The sequence below is a fragment of the Paenibacillus sp. Soil787 genome (assembly GCF_001429545.1).
Classification (GTDB): domain Bacteria; phylum Bacillota; class Bacilli; order Paenibacillales; family NBRC-103111; genus Paenibacillus_E.
Genome location: NZ_LMSP01000004.1, coordinates 104,760 through 131,584, shown reverse-complemented (window position 1 = coordinate 131,584; position 26,825 = coordinate 104,760). Strand labels below are relative to the sequence as shown.

Below are 26,825 nucleotides of genomic sequence, written 5' to 3'. Positions count from 1 at the left end.
ATCTACGTGCCGTATACGAATCCGGTCATTCCCGGCTTTTATCCCGATCCGAGCATCTGCCGGGTCGGGGATGATTATTATCTGGTGACAAGCTCTTTTGCATATTTTCCTGGAGTCCCCCTATTTCACAGCAATGATCTAGTCAATTGGCGCCAGATCGGACATTGTCTCACAACCGAGCAGCAGTTGCCATTGGGAGACACTTGGCTCTCGGGAGGAATCTACGCCCCGACGATCCGCCATCACGACGGCTGGTTTTATATGGTAACGACGAATGTGAGCGGGGTCGGCAATTTTTTTGTTCGAAGCAGGCAGCCTGACGGTCATTGGTCCGATCCAATACCTGTCGCGCAGAAGGGCATCGATCCTTCTCTATTATTCGATGAAGACGGCAGTGTATACTTTCAATCCACTTGCGACGGCAATGAAGGCTACGGCATTTATCAATGCGAGATTGACATATTGACCGGAAGCATGCTGACTGAGAGCCGTCTGATCTGGAGGGGAACGGGCGGAGCGTACCCGGAAGCTCCTCATCTTTACAAGATCAACGGATTTTACTATTTGCTGATCGCCGAAGGCGGAACTGAATACGGCCATATGGCGACGATAGCGAGAAGCAGCGCCCCCTATGGGCCGTATGAACCGTGTCCTTATAATCCGATTTTGTCTCATAGAAGTTTGAAGAGCAGCATACACGCGACCGGGCATGCGGATCTGGTACAGGCGCATGACGGCAGCTGGTGGGCGGTTTTCTTGGGAATTAGGCCTGTTTCTTATCCGATGCGGCATCATCTCGGTAGAGAGACTTTTTTGGCGCCCGTGTCATGGACGGATGACGGCTGGCCGATCATCGGTAACGGCGGGCGTATCGAGTCCGTTATGGAGGCTCCGCAGTTGCAGGAAGTCCAGTGGCCGCATAAGGCAATCAGAGATGATTTTGATGAAACAACGCTAGGTTTTGACTGGATGTTTCTGCGGAATCCGACTCCGGAAAGCAGGTCGCTCCACGAAAGTCCGGGAAATTTGGTGCTGCGTGGGACTAAGGTGTCGCTCGACGACGCCGGCGCACCCGCTTTTGTGGGCCGGCGTCTGCGCCATATGTCATGCAACATTGCCGCCCTACTAGATTTCGAACCGAAAAGCGAAGGTGAGGAAGCCGGACTTACCGTATTCATGAACGAAAGGTATCATTATGATCTTGCCGTAAAGTTCAAGGAAGGACGCAAGTTGATCGTATTACGACGGACCGTCGGATCATTGAGAACGGAGCACACGCACGAATGCGCAGCGGGCCCGGTCGTGCTAAAGATTGAGGCTAGGCCGGAATGGTTTGTTTTCTCCATTCAGCCCAATCAATCCGATGTCCTTGAGTTGGGCTCTGGAGAAACTCATCTGCTCTCAACGGAGGTAGCAGGCGGCTTTACGGGAGTAGTCATTGGGATGTATGCCGTTTGCGAAATAGGACAGAGTACGCCGGCACTCTTTGATTGGTTCGATTATGAGCCGGTGGTTCATATCGAATAGGTCTGTTTGGGTGGAATATGGAGGACATAAGATCCATTGGAATTTATCCACTGTTTTACTCATTTGCGCATAGAGATGACACGATCTATTGGATATTTTCCAATCAAACTGCTTCCAAATGATAATTAAGATGGGGAATTTTGGATTCCGTTGGATTTTATCCAATGAAAGTACGATATCTCATGACTGAACAAGTAATCTATTGGATTTTATCCAATGATATTGATCGTATTTTAGCTTATATCCAATTAATTCCAGGTACTACATAACTCATGGGAGGACATAGCGATTGTAAGTCATGTTCGATTTGAGAGATAAAGAATAATTTTAATTTATGAAAGGATTATACATAAAATGGAAAGCAATATTAAACCCAAGCTGATAGATAGCGATATGGAACGAATTATTCACCAAGCTTTCGGAAGCCGGGTCGTCGAAACGAAAGAACTAACGGATGGGTGGGCAAACAGCGCATACGCGATCATCACAAGCGACGACCGCGAAGTTATCCTAAAAGCGGCGCCGTTCAAGGGAACAAAAATGATGCGTTATGAGGCAAGCTTGATGCGTACGGAAGTCGAGGCGCTGCGCTTGTTTGACAACAGCGGTACACTGCCTGTGCCCAAGGTGCTTACATACGACGATACATACACCTTGATTAATGCGGAGTACTTTATTATGGAGCGGCTTTCGGGGGTTCCTTACAACAAAATTAAGGAGACGCTTTCCCAGGAAGAGAAGGACGCGATCGAATTTGAGCTTGGCGTCTATAGCCGCTTGATCAATGAAGTGCAAGGAGAAAAATTCGGATATTTCCTGCAGCAAGAATCGTGGAGTGACTCCTGGGCAGAAGCGTTTCAACGGATGATCCGGGGCGTGCTGGCTGATAGCAGAGATGCCGGAGTCGAGCTGCCAGCGGGTGATACGGTTATCGAATCGGAAATCGAACGGCATCTGGATGCTTTGCACGAAGTCGATCAGCCCCGTCTTGTGCATTGGGATTTATGGGATGGAAATGTGTTTGTCGAGCATGGGAAAATAACAGGGCTGATCGATTTCGAAAGAGCGATTTGGGGCGACCCGCTGATGGAGGTTTATTTCGGCCGCTTCAACCGATCCGTTGGGTTCTCAAGGGGCTATGGGCTGGCCGTCGCAACCCAAAACCAGCAGCGGCGCAGAGTGATGTACGATTTTTATCTGGATCTGATCTTATGGATTGAATGTACCTTCCGGCAATATGAAAACAAAGACCACTGGAATTGGGCCCGCAACAATCTTGCGGAAGGCTGGGAATGTCTCCTCGCGATCGGCCGCGATTAAACCAGGTTCACCCGTTGTAAGCGTCGAGCGATTTCCAACAGCGACTGCGGTAATCGGAAGGTATCTGTCGGTTTATAACAAAGCAATTTAGGGGGCCGAGCAATTGGGCCATTTCAATGCCACGGCATTGAGTCAAGACGATTTCTAAATACCTTAAAATGGAGGTTTGACAGCGATGACAAATGCTCAGGGAGTAGCATTACCGTTTCAGAATCATGATCTGGCAATCGAAGATCGCGTTGCCGATCTGGTGTCCCGGTTTACCCTCGAGGAGAAAATTGGGCTCATGTGCCAATATCAACCCGCGGTCGATAGGCTGGGGGTGAAACCATACAAGCACGGTACTGAAGCTGCCCACGGCATCGCTTGGCTGGGGGAGGCGACCTCCTTTCCGCAATCGATCGGCCTTGCCTGCACTTGGAACCCGGAGCTGCTGGAGCGGATCGGTTCCGTTATCGGCGACGAGGCTAGGGTATTTTATCAGCGGGACCCCGCACGCAACGGCCTGACGCTATGGGCGCCGACCGTCGATATGGAGCGGGACCCGCGGTGGGGCCGGACAGAGGAGGCGTACGGGGAAGACCCGCATTTGACGGGTGAGCTCACGTCCGCGCTCGTCAAAGGCATTCAGGGTCCGCATCCCGTTTACCGCAAAGCGATTGCGACCTTGAAGCATTTTCTCGGCAACAACAACGAGAAGGATCGGGGGCACTGCTCCGCCAGCATCGACCCCCGCAATATGCGGGAATATTATTTGAAAGCGTTTGAGCCGGCCTTCCGTGATGGGGGGGCTCTGTCGATGATGACTGCATATAACTCGATCAACGGGACGCCCGCCATTCTCCATCCCGATGTGCTCCGGGTCGTCAAAGGCGAGTGGGAGATGAACGGCTTTATAGTCAGCGATGCAGGAGATCTGATCGGCCTTGTGAAGGATCACCATTATTTCGAGACGTATAAAGAAGCTGTCGTGGCGTCGATCAAGAACGGCATCGACAGCATTACGGACGATGCCGAGATTACCTGCGCCGCCATACGGGAGGCGCTCGCCGAGGGGCTGCTGGAGGATGGCGACCTGGTCCAGGCTTTGGAGAACACGTTCCGGGTGCGCTTCATGCTTGGCGAATTCGATCCAGACGAGCGCAATCCGTATGCCTGCATGCCGGATGACACGGTTTGCAAGCCGGAGCATGCGGCTCTCTCCCTGGAAGCGGCCCGTGAATCCGTCGTACTGCTCAAGAACAAGCATCAACTACTTCCCCTTGACCGGGATGCCGTACAGCGAGTCGCCGTGATCGGGCCGCTCGGAGATGCGGTATGCCGAGATTGGTATTCCGGCAGCCATCCGTATAAGGTCACTCCGCTTCAAGGCATTCGGGCCAAAATGAGCAAAGGTTCCGTCGTCTTCGCCGACGGATGCGACCGTGTGCGCCTTCGTTCCGCTGTGACGGGAAAATATGTAGGGATCGCGCCGGACGAGAACGGTGCATTGAAGGCGGACCGGACAGCCGCCGATTCCGCCGAGACGTTCTTGATGACCGACTGGGGCTTCGGCAGCGCCACGCTGAAGGCGCTCTCGAACGGCAAATATGTGACGACCGACGATACGACTTTGACCGCTTCGGCTGAAGACATTTGGGGCTGGTTCGTCAAAGAGGTGTTTCAACCTGTCGAGGGGCAGGATGGGACGATGTCGCTCGCGAGCTGGAACGGGAGCCCTGTGTCGCTGCCCGGCGATGAAGGCGGGGCTTTGCGCAAGGAGGTTGTCGAGGACGGTCTGAAGGAGGCGGTTGCGGCGGCTGAAGCGTCGGATGCAGCGATTGTTATCGTCGGGAACCACCCGCTGATCAACGGTAAGGAAGAGATCGATCGCCCGGACTTGACGCTAGCCGCTTACCAGGAGAGGCTGATTCGGGAGGTATACAAGGCAAATCCCAACACGATCGTCGTCGTCATCGGCAGCTACCCGTTTGCCCTGAATTGGGTCGATAAGCACATTCCGGCCGTCTTGTATTCCTCGCATTCCGGTCAAGAGCTGGGCAACGCCTTGGCGGACGTATTGTTCGGCGATTATAACCCGGCGGGACGGCTCAATATGACCTGGTACCGCTCCGTAGAGCAGCTGCCCGATATCATGGATTATGATATTCGGAAAGGGAAGCGCACCTATCAATATTTTGATGGAGAGCCGTTGTATCCGTTCGGTTACGGGTTGTCGTATACAACCTTCCGTTACGATGAGCTGATCGTGAGTCTGGAGCGTGCCGGTTCACGCAGGGACATCTCGGTCAGTGTGCGGGTCGAAAATTCGGGCGATATGGCCGGAGACGAAGTCGTCCAGCTGTACGTGCGCGCCGATTCGTCCCGCGTGGAGAGGCCGCTCAAAGAGCTGAAGTCCTTCCGGCGCATCCAACTGGCTCCCGGAGAGAAACGGACCGTCGGCTTTACGGTGCCGGTTTCCGAGCTGGCATTCTGGGATGTGACCAGAGACGCTTATTGCGTCGAATCCGGTACGTACACGCTCATGATCGGGGGCTCGTCGGGAGATATCCGCGTGCAGAAGAAGCTGGCGGTAGACGGAGATACCGTGCCTCCGCGCGACTTGACCAAGGAGACTCCGGCAGTGAATTACGACGAGTACGAAGGTGTCTACCTGGACGAATGCCGGGAAGGCGGGAGCTGCATCCGGTTGTCGGGCGAGGCAGGCTGGCTGCGATTTGACGATGTCGATTTCGGCGGAGGGATTAGCGGCTTCGAAGCCAGTTATACGGCCGATCAGGGAGGTGGTAGCATAGAGCTTAGACTGGATGGGTTGGACGGCCCTCTTATCGGAACGTGTACCGTTCGGGAGACCGGAGGGCAGCAAATGTGGGAGACGGCTGCCTGCAAGGCGGACGAAGTATCGGGAGTTCGCACTGTCTACTTATGTTTGGGCGGGGATATCGGACTGAGCCGCTTCCGTTTCCTTCCGAAATCCGGTATTCAGTAATTCCGAGAGGAGATGTGGGGGATGAATAAGATGAGCTTGTGGTATAGGATGCCCGCATCCGAATGGAACGAGGTGCTTCCACTCGGCAATGGGAACCTGCGGGAAGCCGAGCTCGTGACAAGCCTTGGCGGCATTTGCAAGCTCCGCGTTCCGCATGCGGCGAAGCTTGTAGTATACGGGCAGGATGGAGCTCCTGTAGGGACAGCTTCGGCCGATGACGGATGCGCGGAATTCCACGCGCAGAAAAATATGCGTTATAGGATTGCCACTTGACAAAGCGCAATATCCGGCATGCATAAAGGAGGTGATGCACATATAAGCTCCCAAAGCAACTACAGCTTCGGGAAAGGTTTCGGTAAATTCGAAGTGCCAAATTCAATAATCAAAGGAGTGTGTCAAAATGAAATCAAAAAAATCAATTGTATCTGCAATAATGTCTGTCTTCTTGTTGCTGACTCTATTTGCATACGTTCCATCGGCCTCCGCTGCAACCAATATGCAGACCTATGTCGACGCCATGCAGCCCGGTTGGAATCTGGGCAATTCCCTCGATGCGACAGGCCCAGACGAAACGTCTTGGGGAAATCCGGTTGTCACCCAAGCTTTTATTCAACAAATTGCCGCCCAGGGCTTCAAAAGCATCCGTATTCCTGTGACCTGGGTACAGCACACGGGACCTGCTCCGTCCTATACGGTGGATCCGGCATGGATGAGCCGAGTGCAGCAAATTATCGACTGGTCGCTTAACGCCGGCCTGTACGTCATGATCAACGTACACCACGACTCGTGGCAATGGGTCAACAACATGGATACGAATCATGACCAGGTCGTAGCCGAATACTCAGCGATCTGGACGCAAATCGCCAATAATTTTAAGAACTATTCCAACAAGCTGATGTTCGAAAGCATCAACGAGCCGTTTTTCGGCAACAATCTTGCTGCAACAACGCAACTTTCCCTGCTCAATGAACTGAATACGGACTTCTTCAACATTGTGCGGGGCACCGGAGGCGCGAATGCCACCCGTCCCCTCGTACTGCCGACGCTGTCGACCAATGCCAGTCAACAATATCTGGATTCGCTTAACAGCACAATCGCCAACCTGAACGATTCGAATATTATTGCCACCATCCACTTCTATGGATTCTGGCCGTTCAGCGTAAACATTGCGGGCTACACCAAGTTTGACACAGATACGATAAACGATATCAACACTTCCCTTGACGCTGTCTACAATACATTCGTTGCCAAAGGAATTCCAGTTGTTGTCGGCGAATACGGACTCCTCGGCTTCGACAGTGGCCCAGGTACAGTCGAACACGGCGAAATGCTCAAATACTTCGAGTATTTCCTCCAGTATGCCAAATCGAAAAGCGTAACCCATATGCTGTGGGATAACGGCTCGCAATTCAACCGCACGACCTACCAGTGGAGCGATCCGGACATATATAATATCATCAAGCAAAGCTTGACGGGCCGTTCGTCCACTGCGGACACGGACCTGATCTTCCTGAAGAGTGGCGTAACTGTTACGGACGCATCCCTTGCGCTGAACTTGAACGGCAACAGCTTCGTCTCGCTCAAGAACGGCACCACCACATTGAAATCCGGCAGAGACTATACGCTAAGCGGCAGTACCTTATCCGTCAAGGCAAGCTATCTCTCCAAGCTCGCTTCAGGCGCGCTGGGCGAGAAGGCGGTATTGACCGCCAACTTCAACTCGGGTCCCGCCTGGAAGATCCATGTGCGCTACTATAACACGCCAGTGTTGCAAAGCGCATCGGGCGCCACCAGCAGCTTTGCGATTCCCACAGCCTTTAACGGCGACCAGCTTGCCACGATGGAGGCCGTGTACGCTGCAGGCGGTAACGCCGGTCCGCAAAACTGGACTTCCTACAAGGAATTTAACTATTGCTTCTCACCTGACTATACCAACAGTCAAATCACGCTGACCTCGAATTTCTTCAATGCAACGACTGACGGAACGGTGACTCTGACTTTCCACTTCTGGAGCGGCGCAATCGTCAAGTACACAATTGTAAAAAGCGGCACGAGCGTCACAGGCACGGCTCAGTAATATGGCAAGGCGTTCCGGCGGGGGATTTACGTTCCTGTTGGAACGCTTTTTTGCAACAATTAGGAAGAGTGATTAACCATTGACGGTTCATTCAACTTCAAACAAAAGATGGAGGAAGGTCGTTTACAGGTCCTAATACGAGAGTTTGATAGCCAAACGGTAAGGATATTTGAGAAAAACTCCTATCGGCATGATTAAATATTTTCCGGCACGGAAAAACACTAATTATGACTGGATTTTTAGTGAAATTTAAAGGGTATTATGATGAAAGCGGTTTCGTTATAATCGAAGACAAAGAGGTTGAGAGTGTGCCCGCAGTGGAGCAAAACCTGAAGCAGGTTCCACTGCTGAGAGAGAGTTGATGAGGAAATGTCATAATAACAGGAATTCCAGACCTCCTAAGATAGCTGATTTAAAAATCCAAGTAAAAGTAAGCAATTGAAAGAAAACATTATTTTTGAGTGGGGGAGAAAGATGAACACGAACCTGTCCGAACACGCTTATGCCCCAGTTGTGGGAAAGCGCTTTCATTTTAAAAATAAATATAAATTATTCCTCATGGCTTTTCCTTTTCTTGTACTCGTATTTTTGTTCTCTTATTTGCCTCTGTACGGCTGGGTCTATGCCTTTTACGATTACCGGCCCGGCATTCCGCTGTCCAAGACCGAGTTCGTGGGCTTGCATTGGTTTACCGCAATGGTGTCGAATCCGATTCAGCTGCAGGAAATCGTCCGAGTTCTACAAAACACGTTCGCGATCAGTTCATTGGGCATTTTGACTTCGGTTCTGCCGGTCATCTTTGCAATTTTCCTAACGGAAATCAAGAACACGAGGTTCAAGAAAATGGTGCAGACGATTACGACGCTACCGAACTTTATCAGCTGGGTGCTGGTGTACGCTTTCGCATTCATGTTATTTTCCGTCGACAACGGCTTCTTGAACAATTTGCTGATGAGCTTGCATTTGATTGACCGTCCGTTGAACCTGCTTGCCTCGGACAGCCATACATGGTTGGTTATGACTTTGTGGGGCGTATGGAAAGGACTCGGTTGGGGCGCGATCATGTACATTGCAGCGATTACCGGGATCGATCCGGAATTATATGAAGCGGCGAGAGTGGACGGAGCAGGCCGTTTCCGTCTGATGTGGCACGTAACGGTGCCGGGAATTCTTCCGACGTACTTCGTGTTGCTCATTTTGGGTATCGCAAACTTCATCAATAATGGACTTGAGCAGTACTTTGTGTTCTCGAACGCAATGAACATGAGCCATATCGAGGTTCTCGATCTGTACGTTTACAACATCGGGGTGGCGAACTCCAACTTCGGTTTCGCGACGGCGGTCAGTATTCTGAAATCGATTGTAAGCTTGTTCCTGTTGTTCTTTGCCAACGTTTTGTCGAAGCTGGTTCGCGGCGAGGGCGTCATCTAAATCATCGGGAAAAGAGAGGAGAGTCGACATGGAAAAGATGAAGAAGATTGAGATATTTGACGTCCTGAACTATACGTTGTTCGCCTTATTCACTTTGGCTTGTATCTTTCCGTTCTATTACTTGTTTATCAATACGATCAGCAATAACGACTTGAGCAGCAGAGGGTTCGTCATGTTCTATCCGAGAGGGTTTCATTTGAGCAACTACACGGAAGTATTCAAGATTCCCGGATTGGCTACTGCCACGCTCGTGTCAGTAGGACGTACCTTGATCGGTACAGTATTGACCGTAGCTGCATCGGGTTTTCTTGGCTACTTGTTCACGAAGAACGGTATGTGGGGACGCAGATTTTGGTATCGGTTTCTGATCGTGACGATGTATTTTAACGCTGGCTTGATTCCCTGGTTCTTGACCATGCGCAATCTCGGCCTGACCAACAATTTCCTGGTCTATGTCGTGCCCGGGATCGTCTCGCCGTTCTTCATTATTCTTGTAAAAACCTTCGTCGAGTCGACGCCTATCGCCTTGCAGGAATCGGCGCAGATCGATGGAGCCGGATATTTCACAATCTTTTATAAAATCATCATGCCTTTGATTACGCCGATTCTGGCCACCATCGCCATCTTCTCGGCCGTCGGACAATGGAACTCGTTTCAGGACACGTTGTTCCTAGTCACGAATCAGAAGCTGTTCACGCTGCAATTCATCCTGTATCGGTATATGAACGAAGCGACGTCGTTGGCAACTTTGATGAAATCTACCCAAGGGGCACTCAATATCAACTTGGCCAACACGCAGACGGCTACTTCGATTCGGACGACTGTATCGATGATCGTCGTCATCCCGATTTTGCTCGTATATCCTTTCTTCCAACGTTTTTTCGTCAAAGGCATTATGATCGGGGCCGTTAAGGGTTGATCCCTTCATTGTTTTCGAAAATCCGTGAAGGAGGTGGGGCGGGTTTTGTAAGCGTTTTTTTTTGCCGAAAGACGGCATGTTTCTTGGCCACATCACAAAAAGAAGCTTTTTGCACGTACATTACAAGGAGGTTAACCAACACATGATTAGGGGAAAAAAATGGGCAGTGATTGCTGTTTCACTGAGTGCCATGTTGGTATTCTTGTCGGCATGCAGCGCCGGCAGCGGCAAATCTACGACAGACAACAGTTCGCATCCGCAAACGAGCACGAGCGGTGACAAGGGGAGTACCGATCCTTCGAAGCAGCAGGAAGTCACACTGACGGTATTCTCGACGCTGGCTAACTATGCTGGAGATCAGCCAGGATGGTTTGCTAAGCTGATCAAGGACAAGTTCAATATCAAATTGAACATCATCGCCTCCAACCTGGCCGGCGGTCAGCAAAAAGTCGGCACGATGATGGCGTCCGGCGATTTGGGTGACATTGTTGTAGGACTCGGCGGAAGAGACTACACAGATGCCATCAAAGCCGGTATGCTGCTAGACTGGAAGAAAGACGGAATGCTTGACAAATACGGCAAAGATATCGCGAAATATGCAAGTAAGGCGCTCGACGCCAACAGTAAGCAATTCGGCAGCGGCACGGGGATTTACGGTATAGGGCATAACGTAGGCAGCGGCAGCGGCCCGAGCGAAGGCGCCGACATGACGTTCGGCCCGATGCTCCGTTGGGATTTATACCAAAAACTGGGTAAACCGGAAATCAAGACGCTGGAAGACTATCTGAAAGTCGTCAAGCAAATGCAGCAGCTCAGTCCGAAGAGCGATTCCGGCAAGCAGACGTACGGGTTCTCTCTGTGGTCGGATTGGGACAGCAACTATTCGATGAACGCGAAGGTCATGGCTCAATTGTTCGGCTATGCAGAAGGAGACTCCTTCAACAACAGCGACCTGATCCTGACGAAAGCCAACGAAGCGAAATGGCAGGGCATGCTCGACGACAACAGTTACTACATGAGAGGCCTGAAATTCTACTTTGAAGCTAACAAGATGGGGCTGCTTGATCCAGACTCCTTGACGCAGAAGTTCTCCGACGTGGCCAATAAGTACAAGGACGGACAAGTTCTCTTCGCGCAATTCCCTTGGGTAAGCAGTAGCTATAACTCGCCGGAGAATACGTCGGCGGGCAAAGGCTTCCAGTTCGTACCTTTCGCCGATGAGCAAATGTCCTCCTCCGGATTTTCGCCTTACGGCGGCCAGCGCATTTGGTCAATCGGCGCGAAGACGAAGTATCCGGACCGCGTGATGCAGTTCCTTAACTGGTTGTATACGCCAGAGGGCATCGAAGAATCCAACTACGGACCGAAGGGCTTGATTTGGGATATCAAAGACGGCAAACCGACCCTGACCGATTTCGGATACAAAGCAATCACCAACTCCGTCAATTTGCCTGATGAATATGGCGGCGGGCTGTACAAAGACGGAACGAACCAAATCAACAACACGACGATCTCCACGTCCATGACCAATCCGGAAACCGGAGAACCGTATGATTACACTTTGTGGACCTCGTACCTAAACCACAATCCGGATCCGGTCGTGAAGAGTTGGCGAGATACAATGGGCTCGTTGACCATGAAAGACTACGTCGTCAAGCACAACCAAGCGCTCGTGCAACCAGCGTTCTTTAACGGACAGCCGCCGGCGTCGGAACCGTCCGATATCAAGCAGAAGCACGGCGAAGTGGGCAAAGTCATCAAGGAGTACTCCTGGAAGATGATGTTCGCGAAGGACGACAATGAATTTAGCAGCCTGAAGCAACAAATGATCGCGAAAGCCAAAGGCCTGGGCTACGATGATGTTGTGAAGTGGGAAGTCGACCAATACGAAAAAACGGTCGGTGCGGCGTTGAAAAAGTAATCAACAAAGATGGAATGGCGATTATTCTATCAAATGTTCCATCGAAATTACTTGAAACGATTAAGCTTCGTGAAATCTAAATTCCGTGAGCATTATTGGCTCACGGAATTTTTACGATCAGCCTGCTGTTTTATCATTACTTCCGGAATGAAAATGCTCATAAAGCCCGGTTTCTCGGGGCTTTGTTACCACAGTGGAAAGTATAAGTTTTCGGTGACCGAAAACAGGCTTTCCAATTGGCGATAAAAACTTCCTCTTAAACGCGGTCGCGCTTCCTCGAAGGACTCCGATAGGAGTTTTTCTCATATTGGCTGTGAAGCCTTGTCAGCTATGGCGGTTACGAATATAACGTCCTGGAGGCATTCCTTCCGATTTAGTAAATTGTTTGGTAAAGGAGTAAATATCTCCATAACCAAGACTAGCAGCTACATGTTTGATGGGGAGCCCGGAGAGGAGCATCATTTTTGCCTGTTTCATTAAATGTTCAATGTGGTATCGCTGAGGGGAAACCCCGGTCGTGGCTTTAAATAGCTTCCTGAAATTCTCATAGCCCATATTTACGGCTGCTGCAGTTTCCTTCATATCATAATGGATATCATTAGAGCCGCCGATGAGTTGGCAAGCCTTCGATATTTTAGGATCATTGTGATCTCTCTCCGTATAATGTACGCTGTCGTGCAATCGGATAATGAGCTCTTGTGCCCTCATAAGCAAGTAGGGGAGCCTTTCATCTTCAGCGCCTTTGAGGCTGTTTAGCAAGGCAGCAAAATCAAAAACAAAATCGCTCGTAACCCGCGTTGCTTGCACCTCTTTATCGGAATTGATAATTCCAAGCGTTATTAGGTAATGATAGACAGGATAACCTACGCTCATATAAAACTCTATCCATTCCCCATTTGGCTCAATTTCGGTGGAGTGCAAACGTTCGGGCAAACGCTGAACCAGATCCCCAGCTTGCATCGGAATAACGGTACCGTCCTCTGAGATAAATCGTCCACTGCCTTGAAGGATCAAAAAGCAGCTGTAATATCCGATCTTAAAGTCATATTGGGAACGCTCGGCCGTTCTTTTTCTCATAAAGCCGCATGACAAAATGCCTTGGTCGAAATCGTCACCGATACACCGGTATACGACATCATTTTCCTTTATATCGTCGTAATTCATATCGTCGCTACACCTACCAAATTGGATAAATGAATTACCAGATTTAACATTTTATACGATGACTAATCCTTATATTATAAAGGTATCGATTATATGGTACAACCATTTAGAACAATTGATGGGAGGATTATTCAATACGTATGAAGCTGAACAGAGACTGGGAGAATCCGCATATCACTCAAAAGAATCGTTACCCCATGCATGAGCCGTACGGCGTATACGAAACTGTAGAACAGGCGCTAAGCGGCAATCGCAGAACGTCCAAATATGTAAAAGGCTTAAACGGCTCGTGGAAATTTAAATTATTTTCGTCTCCAGGCGTGGTAACCGATGAGTTCTATCATCCTGAATATGACGTGTCCCGTTGGGATGATATTCCGGTTCCTTCCAACTGGGAGCTTTTCGAATATGGAAAACCAGTATACACCAATATCAAGTATCCCTTTGCACGGAAGGGGGCGGACTCTCATCACGAAATTCAACTGAAGAAAGATGAATTTGTTTTGAATCCGCCTTATGTGCCAGAGGATAACCTTACCGGATGCTATGTTCGAACGTTCGATATTCCCGAACATTTTAACGGCCGGGATCTATTTATTGATTTTGCGGGCGTGGAATCTTGCTTTTATCTGTGGTTAAATGGGAAGTTCGTCGGTTATTCGCAGGACAGCAAGCTTAACGCTTCTTTCGAAATTACGGATTACATCCAGATGGGACAGAACCATTTAGCCGTTCAGGTGATGCAATTTGGAGCAGGTACTTATCTGGAGGATCAGGACTACTGGCATCTATCGGGGATCTATAGAGATGTTCTGATTTATGCCAAACCGCGAATGCGCATTCATGATTATAAAATCGAAACACTCTTTTCGGGTCATTACGACAATGCCGAATTAGCCGTAACGGTTTACCCTAATCATCAAGCAAGCTGTTACGGGGAAGCTCATACGCGCCTGTCTCTATACGATCACAATCAAAAATTGGTCGCTCAATTTGAAACGCCGAAGTTTGCGGATTGCAGATCCTACCTGCAAGACAACTATGCTGCGAAGGTCAAACAAACCATTAAGAGTCCCCAACTGTGGAGCGACGAAATTCCTTACCTCTATAAATTGGTATTGGAAATGATCGACCCTGACGGAAATGTCGTTGACATCGAGAGTGCAAATGTCGGCTTCCGCGAAGTTAGCATCGATAAAAACGGGATATTGAAAATGAACGGCAAACGCCTCATTATCCGTGGAACCAATCTTCATGCTTTTTGTCCCGAAACGGGGCGCGTGGTGTCGACGGAGTATATGCGTGAGCAAATCAAGATCATGAAATCGCTAAATATCAATGCGGTAAGAACGAGTCACTATCCGCATGCAATCGAATGGTACGACCTCTGTGATGAACTGGGCATTTATGTAGTGGATGAGGCCAATATTGAGACCCATGGCATCGGCGGCCAGTTAAGCGCATCTCCCGAATGGACCCATGCGTTTATGGAACGTGCATCACGGATGGTGCTCAGAGATAAGAATCATCCGTCGATCATTCTCTGGTCCCTGGGAAATGAATCCGGTTACGGAGCGAACCATGCTGCAATGTACGGCTGGATTAAGGAATATGATAAAACAAGATATGTCCAGTATGAGTCCTCGAATCCTCCGGCCAATATCTCCGATATCGTGGCGCCCATGTATCCTCAGAAGGATTGGATCCTGGACTGCATGGCGAACTGCGAAGACTTGCGGCCGTTTATTATGTGCGAATATGCGTACGCGAAAAGCAACAGTAACGGGAATTTCAAGGAATTTTGGGACCTCATTCATAAATTCCCACGGTTTCAGGGCGGTTTTATTTGGGATTTCCAGGATAAAGCGCTTGTTAGGCATGATGAATCCGGGAACAAAAAATATGTTTATGGCGGCGGGTTCCAAGAAGAGATTATTGATTCTTCCCCTGATATGTGCCTGAACGGCATTGTATTTCCGGATTTAACGCCGAAACCGGCTGCCTATGAAATCAAATATGTTCAAGCTCCCGTCCAGATCGATTACTTTGAACGGCCTTATTATGTTCATGATAACAAAAGTTATCGAATTTATAATCATTATACGCATCGAGACTTAAGCCACCTGGACATCGGTTGGGAGCTTGTTTGCGACGGGAAGGTTGTCGAAAACGGTACATTGCCCAAATTGAATACGTCAGCAGGATCAATGGATAGTGTTCAGGCACCATACGATCCAACCAAGGTTTCTGGAGAAGCGTTCCTGAATTTCTATGCTTGTTTAAACGAGGACACCTATTATGCAAATAAGGGAACCTGTATGTATGCATGCCAGATCGAGTTGAATGATTCCGTTTATGAAATGCATACCGGAGATATTGAAAGTGGAAGCCTGGTATATGAAGAAACCGCTGATCGAATTCATATTTATAATGAAAATACGAACGTGGTCTTCTCGAAAGAAACGGCAGAATTCATTTCTGTGAGATACAATAACCGGGACTACTTTACGGGCGGAGCTAACAATTTCTATCGCCCGCCAACGGGGATAGACGCCGGTATACCTGGCGAGACGCTGAACTATGCGGATGAATGGAGAAGCCTCGGGCTTGACTCCAATCAGAAAGAGATCAAGCGTATCCGTGTATATGCTGCGCCTGCCTCTGTTATCATTCAGGTTCATGCTCTGTATCATGGGTGCATTGAAACACGAACTGACTATGCGATTGGCGGTAAAGGGATTGAAATTACCAACACTGTCGTGAACAATGCCAATATTGATACCATTCCGAGAATCGGTCTAAGTTTTAACTTCTCTGCTGCCTGGAGGAATATCAAATGGTATGGCCGTGGGCCATGGGAAAACTATGCGGACCGTAAAACGTCTGCCTTCGTTGGTATATATGAAAGCACTGCCCAAGAACAACATGTTCCCTACATCGTGCCGGTTGAATGCGGGGGCAAGGAAGATGTCCGTTATCTCTATATATCCACGGATGATCGCAAGCTAAAAGTTACCTCGGCGGGTCACTTCCATTTTGATATTCATCCCTACAGCATCGGACAATACGACAATGCCGCCTATGAAGATGAGCTTGGCACATCCGATTCCGTTTTCCTTCATATCGATTACAAACATGCAGGTCTTGGAGGGGACAACGGTTGGACCAAAAATATTCACGATGAATATAAAATCGAAAAGGGCATCTATGTTTACAAGATCACTTTAGAGATCATGGATTGAACAGCAGGCCCCGGATATAATCAGCAATGGCAAATTATAAAGGTTGAGTAGTGAAATAATTGTAAGAGACCGTTCTTAACTAAAATGGGAGTACGATCTAGTACGATCTACCATTTGCGGAAGGAACGGTTTCTTTTTACAAAATAATAAGTATAAGTTTCGAGGTAGAGCTTGAGGGTACCCCCTGAATGAAGTCGTGTATTAGCAGCGGATGTGTTTCAGGTCAATCATCGCATGTCATCTTAACGATCGACGAAGGACTTCAGGATGTGTTTCTAAAATAAGTATAAATTTCCTTGGGCAAGGTCGACAGATCCGTCGCCACATGGCGCGAGCGCACAAAAATTGTGCGCAAGGACGGCAGATCCGTCGCCACCGGACACTAGCGCACAAAAAATGTGCGCAGATTCGTTGCGACCGGACGCTAGCGCACAAAAATTGTGCGCAAGGTCGTCAGATTCGTCGCGACCGGACGCTAGCGCACAAAAATTGTGCTCAAGGACGGCAGATCCGCCGCCACCGGGCGCTTGCGCACAAAAATTGTGCGCAAGGACGGCAGATCCGTCGCCACCGGACACTAGAGCACAAAAATTGTGCTCAAGGACGTCAGATCGGTCGCCACCGGGCAGAGCACAAAAATTGTGCTCAAGGACGTCAGATCGGTCGCCACCGGGCGCTAGAGCACAAAAATTGTGCTCAAGGACGTCAGATCGGTCGCCACCAGACATTAGCGCACAAAAATTGTGCGTAAGGTTGCAGATCAGGATGCATATAAAGCGGCAGCGATTTTGCTAGAGCAAAGTAAAGCTGTGGCTAATACCGAGCGGGAGTTCGCTGAAGTGAAGAAGGAAATCGAACAAGTGATGGATGACATCGAAAGCGTTCGTGGGGTCATCGGAGGACATGAATCTTTCGAAGGATGAGACGTTGAAAGCGATTGAAATCATAAACGAATCGTCTGTTCAATTGTCCGCGTCGAATTCAAAATTTCGCTTGGATTCAGACAAGGAGGATTTAGATGCATAGGGTTGACGCGCATCAACATTATTGGACCTGAAGAGAGATGACTATGGTCTGGAGAATAGTAATAATAACCTAGAAGAAAGGACTGAGCCAATCGAATGGAACTGTATGCTGTTAAAGTAGGCGAATCTTTGTTCCGCTCAAGAAATATATACCGTGACATGAATAATTCAGAAGAAATAGTCAAGATATCTTGGTCTTATTATATTGCAAAGCATAATGATAAAACGATTTTCATTGATACAGGTTTTCGCGATGAGACTGTTGCAAATCAATGGGGTATTACTTTTACAGGCGTTGAAACCGAGTTAAGGAACATAATTGACAACTTATACTTCGTTGATACGGTAATTATTACTCACAGTCATTTTGATCACATTGATAATCTTGACTTGTTTGATACACCTGAAATCATTATCTCTAAACTCGACTATGACATCGCACTAGAAAAATGCTCGCAATCCATTAAAGAAAAACTGCTTCAGTGCAATGTTGTGACCGTAGAAAATGAATATATTTACGATAACTTATTCAGATTCAAAGTTATAGGCGGTCATAGCAATGGTTCATCTGTTGTATATTTTAAATTGGATAATAACGACTATGTGATAACTGGAGATGAATGTTATTGGTGCGATAATATGATAAGTAATCGACCAATTGGAATTTATTCGAGTACAGAAAATAACGAGAGGTTTATTAATGAAGCTCATCAAAATGGATTGATCCCACTCCCATTCCATGATTTGAAAATATTTGATCAAAACTCAGTAATTTCGAAAAATATAGTCAGAATCCTTTGAATTCATCACGTAGTTCATTAGACAAACCGTTCGAACGCTCGAGAACCTTGGTTTTACTGTAGCATGGTCACACCCGAAGCGTCCTGATCCATCTCCAGGCGCTTTGGGTTGGAACTTGGCGGTGAAGAGAGAACGCAAAAGGAGATTGCGAAGGAACTGGGGATAAGCCGCTTGTTGTAATTACTATGAATTATAAACCCATAACGTATTCGTTTTGAAAGGAGCTGTGTAAGTGTAAACGGCTCCTTTTTTTATATGGTCACTTTCAGAGCAAGGATTTAAAGTAAGTGAACATTTTCTATTTCATTTGAAGACGGTAAGCTCTTGGTGTTAATCCCGTCAGCTTCTTAAATGTTTGATAAAAATGGCGCATTCCTTGGAATCCACAGGCTAGCGCTACAGTTTCGACGTTGTCATCCGTCGATAGAAGCAACTCTTTGGCTCGAACAAGTCGTTTAGCATTCACATAGTCGGTCACATTCATTCCTGTCAGTTGTTTAAAGACGCGTGCGAAGTGGCCGGCGCTGACACACGCCTTTTCGGACAATTCCGAGAGCCCTCCGCATCGGACAGGGTCAAAGTCAATGTCCCGTAAAGCATTTCGGAGCCACTGAGGGCCGATCCCATTCAGCGGAGATGACGTTTCTTTAGTAAATGGTTGCCGGCTTAAAACAAGCAACAATTGATGCAAGTGAAGACGCAGTGCATGACGGTAGCCGAAATCTTTTCCAATCATTTCACGTTTCATCGCATTAATGGCAGTTTCAATCGCCAGGCGGACCGGCTTGGAAAGATTGATTTTATATTGTTTCTTTTTTCGGGCAATCTCAAAGCACCTAAGTGATTCGTATCCATCACCAAGCGAGTCTGTTTGCAATAACGTTGGTGCGAAAAATACGGCCGTAGAAACAATAGGATCGTTGGCGGACGGAAATGCGCGGTGAACAGTGTTGCCGGGGATAAGGAATAAATCACCCTGTTCTTTTTCGTAGAGGGCGTCATCGATAAAAAACATACCTTTCCCTTTGTGAACGTACACCACTTCGTACAAGTCGTGCAAATGGTCTGGCAGCTCACTTTCCGAATATCGAAGACCTTTGTAAACCATTTCGAACGGAAAGATCGGATCCAGAAAAAAAGGCTTGCGAATCGGTTGCACGCAGATGACCTCCTGTAGGATGTGTTTGTTTAAACTATATCAAAATCGGATATAAATATGCAATTAACTGACATTTTAATTTCTTATTATTATCGTAAAATAAAGTTATGAGGAGAGGAGAGGAATTCCCCATGTGTATTGATGCTCACCAACATAATTGTTCGATGTCTTCGAAATTCATTTGTCCGATGCAAGCAAGCTTCTCGAGCCCATGTTCGTGGAAGCGCTTCAAGTTTATGCGAAAATGGGCTTTCCCGTGGATCCGCTCGTGACATCGAATCAGTTAAACGAGCTTAATGAATTGCTCTAGACATCATTAATATATATTGCAAAATTTCCGGCTTGGTGACGGAAGCCGATCATCAAGCATGGAAACTGCAGCATTTTAAACGATATATCGAACATGTTTATGACGAAGTTCTGGAAATTCTTCAAAGCGCCATACCGAAGACGTGGGGAAAACAAGAAAGAGAAGATTATTTGGAGAAAATGCAAAGGAGTTGTACAAGCAATGACGAAGGAGCGATTAAACTCGAACTTATTATCGGGGGAACAGAAACGCCGGTTTGAAGCCGTCTTGGCTAGTCCGGTCACTGTTCTGCAAATTGGAGAAGGAAATTTCTTGAGAGGTTTCGTAGACTGGATGCTTCATGTAAGCAGAGAGCAAGGGTTGTTTCATGGAAGCGTCGCTGTTACCCAGCCCAGACCTTCCGGCAAAGCTAAATTAGAAGAGTTGGCTGCGCAAGACGGGATCTATACGCTTGTCATCCGGGGACTGGAGGATGGTTTGCCAGTAGAACGCCAAAGTGTAGTATCTATATTCTCCAAGGTTATTGATCCTTATGAGGAATGGAATCGGTTTATCGACTTGGCGGAAAGCGATGATTTAAGATTTGTCATCTCCAATACGACGGAAGCAGGAATTGCATACAAGCAGGAACAGCTGACAGAGAGCCCCATTGTATCGTTCCCGGGAAAAATGGCTTATTTGCTTTATCGCCGGTATCTTGCGTTTGGCGGTGCAGCAGATAAAGGCTTAATCTTCCTCCCTTGCGAGCTGTTAGAAAGTAATGGAGATACGCTTCGCGACATTGTCTTTCGATACAGTCTGGATTGGGGGTTCCCGGACGATTTTCGGGCATGGCTGTCGTCGAGCAACCGGTTCTTGAATACGCTGGTCGATCGAATTGTCACCGGCTACCCGGGGGAAGAAGTGGCGCAAGCATGGTTTTCAGAATGGTCGTATACAGATCGGCTGCTGACGACGGCGGAACCGTATCATCTGTGGGCCATCCAGGGGGAAGAAACGTTAGATGAGCAGCTGCCGCTGCAAAAAGCCGGATTAAACGTTCACTGGACAAACGATTTGCGCCCGTATCAGCAGCGTAAAGTGCGTATCCTCAATGCCGCTCATACGTGGATGGCGCCACTCGGCATTCTACATGGTGTCGAGCATGTTCGGGAAATTATGGAGCATCAAGTTTTAGGGCAGTCAGTCAAGTCGATGGTTCGCTTTGAAATCATACCTACCCTTCCCTATTCTGCAGATGAAATGAATGCATACGCGGATACCGTGTTCGAAAGATTTAATAATCCGTTCATCCGTCACAGGCTTTCGGATATAAGCATGAATAGTTTATCGAAGTTTAAAGTCAGGTTGCTTCCGTCACTCAGCCACTATGCAGATATTGGACATCAGATTCCGGAAGGACTCGTTGCCGGGATGGCAGGCTTGCTGCGATATTATTGTATAGCTCAGGTAGACGGTCAGTTTGAGGGCCGAGACTATCAGGGAGGAACGTATGTCGTTCGAGACGACGCAGAGTCGTTGACGCGGATTGCGGAAATTTGGGCGAAAGCGGAAAAAAATCGTGAAGATTTGCAAAGTACCATAAAAGAACTATTGGCTCTAACATCGGTTTGGGGCAAGGATCTTTCGGATTGGAGCGGTTTGGCAGATTCGATATGTCATTGGTGGGCAAAGGCGGAAGGAGGGGATAGAGGATGAAACCTTGGGTACGATTATCACCAAACGATCAAGTCATTATAGCGCTTGCTTCATTTTCGGAGGGACAGCAACTGACGTTGGAGGACGGCGCCCCGTTGATATTGACGGAGGACGTCTCGCGAGGTCACAAAATCGCAACAGACTTTGTTCCTGCCGGACATGACGTACACAAATTTGGCTATTCTATCGGCAAAGCTTCTGTTGATATTGAGCCAGGTACTTGGGTACACACACATAATTTGAGAACCGGTTTGGAAGGTATCGTGAACTATAGCTACGAGCCGACAGACGAATTAAATTCATCTGTAAATCCGGAGGATTCGCATCGTACGTTTATGGGGTATGAGCGGCCAAATGGAGAAGTCGGCATCCGCAATGAAATTTGGATTATTAATACGGTTGGCTGTATTAATAAGACATGCGAGCTTCTGGCCCAGAAGGGTAACGTACGGTTCGGGGATCAGGTAGACGGCATTCATCACTTCGCCCATCCGTTCGGATGCTCGCAGCTAGGTGACGACCTCAAATTCACGCAAAAGCTGCTAGCCTCTCTTGTTCACCACCCGAATGCCGCTGGCGTGCTGATCGTTGGGCTGGGGTGCGAGAACAACCAGATCGATTTGTTCAAGGCTGCAATCGGAGACTATGATCCGAATCGGGTTAAATTTCTGAAGTCGCAGGATTCGGAGGATGAAATAGAGGAAGGCATAACGTTAATCGGAGAACTGGTCGATTTTGCCCGAACTTTCACCAAGAAGCCGCTCCCGGTAGCGAAAATCAAAATTGGCCTGAAATGCGGGGGGTCTGATGGTTTTTCCGGGATCACAGCGAATCCGCTTGTCGGAGGGGTTTCTGACCGGCTCATCGCGGCAGGAGGAACTGCCATTCTAACGGAAGTGCCCGAAATGTTTGGAGCGGAGACGATATTGATGAAGCGGGCGTCGGATGAAGGTGTATTCGGCAGGATCGTCGCTCTGATCAACGATTTTAAGGAATATTATATACGTCACAACCAAGTCATCTATGACAATCCATCGCCCGGTAATAAATCCGGCGGCATTAGCACGCTGGAGGAAAAGTCGCTGGGCTGCACTCAAAAAGGAGGCCATTCTCTTGTCACGGATGTGGTTCCTTATGGTGAAAGAGTCGTCAAGCCAGGGTTGAATTTGCTCGAAGCACCGGGGAACGATTTAGTTTCTGTCACTGCTCTTACAGCTGCAGGTGCGCACATCGTACTTTTCACGACGGGGAGAGGAACACCGTTCGGAGGCCCTGTACCCACCGTTAAAATCTCGACAAATTCGGAGCTCGCTGGGCGCAAAAGAAACTGGATCGACTTTAATGCCGGCCGACTCCTGGAAGGCCAAAGCATGGAAGAACTCATAGATGAATTGTGGGAATCGATGATCGCTATCGCCTCTGGCGAGATGCATACGCATAACGAGAAAAACGGGTTTAAGGAAATTGCTATTTTCAAGGACGGAGTGATTTTATGAAGTATCGTCCATTAGGGAATACAGGACTGGAAGTTTCCAACGCTTAGCTTCGATGCGTCCTCTCTCGGCTCCGTATTTCGCCAAACAGAAGAGCGGAAGCCATTCACACATAATCCCCTCCTTGATCATGCAGATAACTGCGTTGATTGCGGAGGGGATTTGTTTAGAATGGCGATTATTGAACTAGTTTCTCACTAGTAACGGGAAAAATAACAAGATGACAAAAAATAAATATGTTGCTATTGTTTTTATGAAGGGCTATTTTCATAATAAGATTTATGAATGTTCAGAAGGGCGTGACTATCCGTGTATAACTTCTTGATCGTCGAAGATGAACCAAGACAGCTGAGAGCACTGACTAATATTATTCGGCAATTGCGGCCGAGTTATGTGGTAAACCAAGCAGTAGATGGTTTGCAGGCGTTGGAATTTATAAATCATCATGCGGTTGATGTTGTCATAACAGACATTCGCATGCCTGAAATGGATGGCATGCAGCTGATTGAAGCGCTTTATGATAAAAAACACGCTGCAAAAATCATACTTTGTACCGGTTACGGCGAATTTGAATATGCCCAAAAGGCAATAAAAATGGAGATTTTTGATTATTTCGTTAAACCAACGGGAAAGTCAGACATTGAAAGTTTACTCGTAAAAGTTGAGAAAAAGCTTGAAGAAGAGCAAATCAAACTTAAAGAAACAGAACATTTGGAAAAAAAACTGGATGACTCTTTTCCTATTTTCATGACGTATTTGTTAAATAAATGGGTGGGTGGATCATTACTTGAAAAGGAAAGGCTTGAATTAGAGCAATCTTTAAATATTACAGGACCAGGGATCGCCTTTATAGCTGAGTTTAGTGATCCGGACCAATGGGGAGCTAAGCCATCTTTCGAGGGAGTTTTGAAAGCGCACTCAAATCCAATAGGCCAGTCTGTATCTTTTGTAAAGGAAGGTCATCGTGAGCGATGGATTACGATTGTGACTTTAAGCCAGCTTTCTAAGCAAGGTTTAAAAGGCCTGATCGCATGCTTAAATAAACTCATTATAGATATCAATTCGGAAAATAATGTTGAACTGACCATAGGGACCAGCAGGATAACATTGAACATATTTACGGATGCCAAACAAGCTTATGAAGAAGCGCTTACATCGCTTGAAAGGAAATTTTTCTATGGCTTGGGCAAGGTAATCGTTTACTCCGAAGCAAATGACAGGCATAATTCGTTCAATCTGCAGGATAAAGAAGAGGAGCTTTCGGCGGCCATACGAAAATCGGACATTGAGACTATATCCCTCATAATCAATGGTTTGTTCCAGGATATTGATACCTTGATTCATATTGAGCCTGAACAAATCAAGGAAGAGCTGGTACGTGTTACACGGAATCAATCTAAAGTCATAAAGCACCTTGTCGCGAAACCCTATTACGATCAATTTATTTCAACGCTGCGTTTGAAGCTGATGCGCTGTAAGGATTATAGAGAATTGCGGCATGATGCGAAAAATATACTTTTTGAAATCGTTGATCTGCTTCATACACGGGAAGACAATAACAGCCTCATTATTCAACAATGCCAAAAGTATATCGAAACGCATTACCATGAGGATATTTCACTGGATTTTTTAGCACAAAGATTCCATTTTAATGCCTCTTATTTTAGTAATCTATTTAAAAGCCACGCAGGGATTAGCTTGTCGGAGTACCTGGTAAAAGTAAGAATGGAAAAAGCGCATGAGCTGCTCGTTGCCACGGATTACAAAATATCCGAGATCGCGCTCAAAGTAGGCTATAAAGACGCAGCTTACTTCATCCGTATGTTCAAAAGGGAAATGGGTCTTTCGCCTAATAAATTTAGACAGGTAAATGGATAGAATTGAGGTGAACCGCATGGTGATGAAAATATTGTTTTTGCTAAGGAATTTGAGTCTTAGAACAAGGTTGATTGTTACGTTCATTGTGTTAATTACGATTCCCTTAGTTATTTTTGGCGTGAGATATTATACGATCAGCAAAAACGTAATATCAGATATTGTACAAAGAAATGTCTATGAATTAGTGAAGAAGAACAATGAGATCATCGATACCAAGCTATACCAAGTAACCGAAAATATATTGTCCTTTACGATTGATAAGGATTTATATAGTGCTTTTGCTACGATTAAACCGAATAACGATTATAATATTAAGCTTTTGGGCGATCAAGTTTCTAAGGTCATGAACAAATACTTTGCTCATTCGCTGGATATATATTCCGCACAGCTTGCTACCAGCTATTATACCTTTGGCTCAACGACATCGCTAAACACGGGATCGGGTAAAAACTTTATTCCCGCAGGAGGCTTTACAGGCACTAAATTATATCAAATCGCCAATGAAAAAGACGGGAAGCTGCAATGGGTGCCGACCTATGATTTTTCTGATATGTTCAAAGTAAATTATATGAAGAATGTAAATATCGATTACCGTTATCTGTTCTCTGCTGTGCAATTAATCAATGGCTCCTACTTTGACGGGGTTGACTATAATACATTTGCGGATGATATTGAAAAACCGGTGTTGATTGTCAATTTTAAAGAGGATTTTTTTCAAAAAGCGTTTCGAAATAGTATTCCGATCAAAGGAAGCTATTTTTTGGTCGTAAGCAAAGAGGGTAAATTAATTGCGCATCAGGATGAAGATGAGCTTGCGAACCAATCCCCTTTGCCTTGGGTCAATGATTTAATAACAAAGGGCAGCGGGACGGAATTAATCAAAATAAATGGGCAAAATAGGATTGTTTGCTTTGATACCTCCATGGTGACCGGTTGGCTGTCCGTTGTGGTCATACCGCCAGAAAGCCTGATAGGTGAAATTCTGACGACTACGAAAACATACATTATTGTTTTGGCGTTCATTCTTATCCTTATTTCAATTTTTATTTCTCTTTTTATCACGCGAAGAATAACAAATCCGCTGCAAAAGGTGATGAAAGCTTTTAAAAAGACGGGAGAAGGGAATTTCAACCTCTATATTCAAGAAGAAGGCAGCAACGAAATGAGGGTATTAATCCAAAGATTCAATGAAATGAATGAAAAAATCCAAATTTTAATTGATGAAAACTATGAGATCGCGATTAAAGAAAAAGAAGCGGAAATTACGGCGCTTAACCTTCAGTTGGATCCGCATTTTATGTACAATACTTTAAATTTGATTAATTTAATTTCAATTGAAAACAATCAGGATGAAATTAGCGAAATGATCGTTAGTTTATCGACGATGCTGAAATACACCGTGAAATCAAGCAAAGAGCTTGTTACGTTTAAACAGGATTTTGAATATTTACAAAGCTATATTTTTATTATGACGAAAAGATTTGAGGGTCGGTATCAGATCGAATACAATATAGCACCTGATTTATTCGCGTTTGGCGTGCCTAAATTTTTTATGCAGCCCTTTGTTGAAAATGTTTTCGTACATGCCTTTGATTCATTTAAACAAAGAGGACTCTTGAAAATTTCTTGCTGGATTGAGGGAGATATCCGTTTTTTTTGTATAGAGGATAACGGGAAAGGCATTCAACAGGAACAACTGGCAAAATTGCTGCATCCTGATCAAAATTCGATAGGCATCTATAATGTTCATAAACGCATTAAAATCATTTATGGCGACAATTATGGCATTCAGATCGAATCTGTACCTGATTTCGGAACTAAAGTGACGATCGAACTGCCGAAGGATTAAATTGTTGATTTTTTTTTGTCCA

General features: G+C 46.9%; 17 protein-coding genes and 1 pseudogene. 16 read left to right on the top strand and 2 right to left on the bottom strand.

What is annotated here, in order from left to right; translation table 11 throughout:
- Positions 1-6 precede the first annotated feature (6 nt).
- The 8 genes from ASG93_RS07735 (at position 7) to ASG93_RS07700 (ending at position 12,184) form a co-directional block, all read left to right on the top strand.
- Complete coding sequence (locus tag ASG93_RS07735) at positions 7-1,527, top strand: glycoside hydrolase family 43 protein (protein WP_056830535.1); 1,521 nt, start codon at positions 7-9, stop codon at positions 1,525-1,527.
- A 354-nt stretch (positions 1,528-1,881) separates the two neighbouring features.
- Complete coding sequence (locus ASG93_RS07730; protein ID WP_056830533.1) at positions 1,882-2,847, top strand: aminoglycoside phosphotransferase family protein; 966 nt, start codon at positions 1,882-1,884, stop codon at positions 2,845-2,847.
- Positions 2,848-3,022: 175 nt separating this feature from the next.
- Positions 3,023-5,836 carry a glycoside hydrolase family 3 protein gene (locus ASG93_RS07725; protein WP_056830531.1) on the top strand — a complete coding sequence of 938 codons (2,814 nt, stop codon included), beginning with the start codon at positions 3,023-3,025 and terminating at the stop codon, positions 5,834-5,836.
- Between the two features lie 21 nt (positions 5,837-5,857).
- Positions 5,858-6,109 (top strand): hypothetical protein, encoded by a 252-nt coding sequence (locus ASG93_RS07720; RefSeq protein ID WP_056830529.1) that lies wholly within the window; start codon positions 5,858-5,860, stop codon positions 6,107-6,109.
- A gap of 127 nt (positions 6,110-6,236) precedes the next feature.
- Positions 6,237-7,913, top strand: coding sequence for a cellulase family glycosylhydrolase (locus tag ASG93_RS07715; RefSeq protein WP_056830528.1), 1,677 nt, complete (start codon positions 6,237-6,239; stop codon positions 7,911-7,913).
- 474 nt (positions 7,914-8,387) lie between these two features.
- Positions 8,388-9,344: an ABC transporter permease gene (locus ASG93_RS07710; protein WP_056830526.1), complete on the top strand. Its 957-nt coding sequence runs from the start codon at positions 8,388-8,390 to the stop codon at positions 9,342-9,344.
- Between the two features lie 28 nt (positions 9,345-9,372).
- Positions 9,373-10,263 carry a carbohydrate ABC transporter permease gene (locus ASG93_RS07705; protein ID WP_056830524.1) on the top strand — a complete coding sequence of 297 codons (891 nt, stop codon included), beginning with the start codon at positions 9,373-9,375 and terminating at the stop codon, positions 10,261-10,263.
- A 142-nt stretch (positions 10,264-10,405) separates the two neighbouring features.
- Positions 10,406-12,184, top strand: coding sequence for an ABC transporter substrate-binding protein (locus ASG93_RS07700; protein ID WP_082614773.1), 1,779 nt, complete (start codon positions 10,406-10,408; stop codon positions 12,182-12,184).
- A gap of 324 nt (positions 12,185-12,508) precedes the next feature.
- On the opposite strand, the gene ASG93_RS07695 is transcribed toward ASG93_RS07700, so the two are convergent.
- A complete protein-coding gene (locus tag ASG93_RS07695) occupies positions 12,509-13,348 on the bottom strand; it encodes a helix-turn-helix domain-containing protein (protein ID WP_056830522.1) in 840 nt (279 codons plus the stop codon).
- A 140-nt stretch (positions 13,349-13,488) separates the two neighbouring features.
- Here ASG93_RS07695 and ASG93_RS07690 point away from each other — a divergent pair, with 140 nt between their 5' ends.
- The 4 genes and pseudogenes from ASG93_RS07690 to ASG93_RS34915 all read left to right on the top strand — a co-directional run.
- Positions 13,489-16,590 (top strand): glycoside hydrolase family 2 TIM barrel-domain containing protein, encoded by a 3,102-nt coding sequence (locus ASG93_RS07690; protein ID WP_056830520.1) that lies wholly within the window; start codon positions 13,489-13,491, stop codon positions 16,588-16,590.
- A gap of 743 nt (positions 16,591-17,333) precedes the next feature.
- Positions 17,334-17,513: a hypothetical protein gene (locus ASG93_RS07680; protein WP_056830517.1), complete on the top strand. Its 180-nt coding sequence runs from the start codon at positions 17,334-17,336 to the stop codon at positions 17,511-17,513.
- 198 nt (positions 17,514-17,711) lie between these two features.
- Positions 17,712-18,416: an MBL fold metallo-hydrolase gene (locus tag ASG93_RS07675; RefSeq protein ID WP_056830514.1), complete on the top strand. Its 705-nt coding sequence runs from the start codon at positions 17,712-17,714 to the stop codon at positions 18,414-18,416.
- A gap of 90 nt (positions 18,417-18,506) precedes the next feature.
- A pseudogene (locus ASG93_RS34915) lies at positions 18,507-18,587 on the top strand (sigma factor-like helix-turn-helix DNA-binding protein); the annotation flags it as partial.
- A 127-nt stretch (positions 18,588-18,714) separates the two neighbouring features.
- On the opposite strand, the gene ASG93_RS07670 reads toward ASG93_RS34915, so the two are convergent.
- Positions 18,715-19,575, bottom strand: a complete 861-nt coding sequence (locus ASG93_RS07670; RefSeq protein ID WP_056830512.1) for an AraC family transcriptional regulator — start codon at positions 19,573-19,575, stop codon at positions 18,715-18,717.
- 511 nt (positions 19,576-20,086) lie between these two features.
- On the opposite strand from ASG93_RS07670, the gene ASG93_RS07665 reads away from it, so the two are divergent.
- The 4 genes from ASG93_RS07665 (at position 20,087) to ASG93_RS07650 (ending at position 26,803) form a co-directional block, all read left to right on the top strand.
- Positions 20,087-21,583 (top strand): tagaturonate reductase, encoded by a 1,497-nt coding sequence (locus ASG93_RS07665; RefSeq protein WP_063891805.1) that lies wholly within the window; start codon positions 20,087-20,089, stop codon positions 21,581-21,583.
- The gene (locus ASG93_RS07660) at positions 21,580-23,079 is read left to right on the top strand and encodes a UxaA family hydrolase (RefSeq protein ID WP_056830510.1); all 1,500 of its coding nucleotides are present in this window, start codon (positions 21,580-21,582) and stop codon (positions 23,077-23,079) included. The genes ASG93_RS07665 and ASG93_RS07660 overlap by 4 nt, the downstream gene beginning before the upstream one ends.
- 306 nt (positions 23,080-23,385) lie before the next feature.
- Positions 23,386-24,954 (top strand): response regulator, encoded by a 1,569-nt coding sequence (locus ASG93_RS07655; RefSeq protein ID WP_056830505.1) that lies wholly within the window; start codon positions 23,386-23,388, stop codon positions 24,952-24,954.
- A 22-nt stretch (positions 24,955-24,976) separates the two neighbouring features.
- Positions 24,977-26,803, top strand: coding sequence for a sensor histidine kinase (locus tag ASG93_RS07650; protein WP_162262836.1), 1,827 nt, complete (start codon positions 24,977-24,979; stop codon positions 26,801-26,803).
- The last annotated feature ends 22 nt before the right edge of the window (positions 26,804-26,825 follow it).

Coding starts and splice junctions, on each gene's coding strand:
- ASG93_RS07705 (WP_056830524.1), top strand. CDS start 9,373: ATGGAAAAGATGAAGAAGATTGAGATATTTGACGTCCTGAACTATACG.
- ASG93_RS07690 (WP_056830520.1), top strand. CDS start 13,489: ATGAAGCTGAACAGAGACTGGGAGAATCCGCATATCACTCAAAAGAAT.
- ASG93_RS07675 (WP_056830514.1), top strand. CDS start 17,712: ATGGAACTGTATGCTGTTAAAGTAGGCGAATCTTTGTTCCGCTCAAGA.
- ASG93_RS07665 (WP_063891805.1), top strand. CDS start 20,087: ATGACGAAGGAGCGATTAAACTCGAACTTATTATCGGGGGAACAGAAA.
- ASG93_RS07695 (WP_056830522.1), bottom strand. CDS start 13,348: ATGAATTACGACGATATAAAGGAAAATGATGTCGTATACCGGTGTATC.
- ASG93_RS07715 (WP_056830528.1), top strand. CDS start 6,237: ATGAAATCAAAAAAATCAATTGTATCTGCAATAATGTCTGTCTTCTTG.
- ASG93_RS07720 (WP_056830529.1), top strand. CDS start 5,858: ATGAATAAGATGAGCTTGTGGTATAGGATGCCCGCATCCGAATGGAAC.
- ASG93_RS07730 (WP_056830533.1), top strand. CDS start 1,882: ATGGAAAGCAATATTAAACCCAAGCTGATAGATAGCGATATGGAACGA.
- ASG93_RS07710 (WP_056830526.1), top strand. CDS start 8,388: ATGAACACGAACCTGTCCGAACACGCTTATGCCCCAGTTGTGGGAAAG.
- ASG93_RS07725 (WP_056830531.1), top strand. CDS start 3,023: ATGACAAATGCTCAGGGAGTAGCATTACCGTTTCAGAATCATGATCTG.
- ASG93_RS07660 (WP_056830510.1), top strand. CDS start 21,580: ATGAAACCTTGGGTACGATTATCACCAAACGATCAAGTCATTATAGCG.
- ASG93_RS07650 (WP_162262836.1), top strand. CDS start 24,977: ATGAAAATATTGTTTTTGCTAAGGAATTTGAGTCTTAGAACAAGGTTG.
- ASG93_RS07700 (WP_082614773.1), top strand. CDS start 10,406: ATGATTAGGGGAAAAAAATGGGCAGTGATTGCTGTTTCACTGAGTGCC.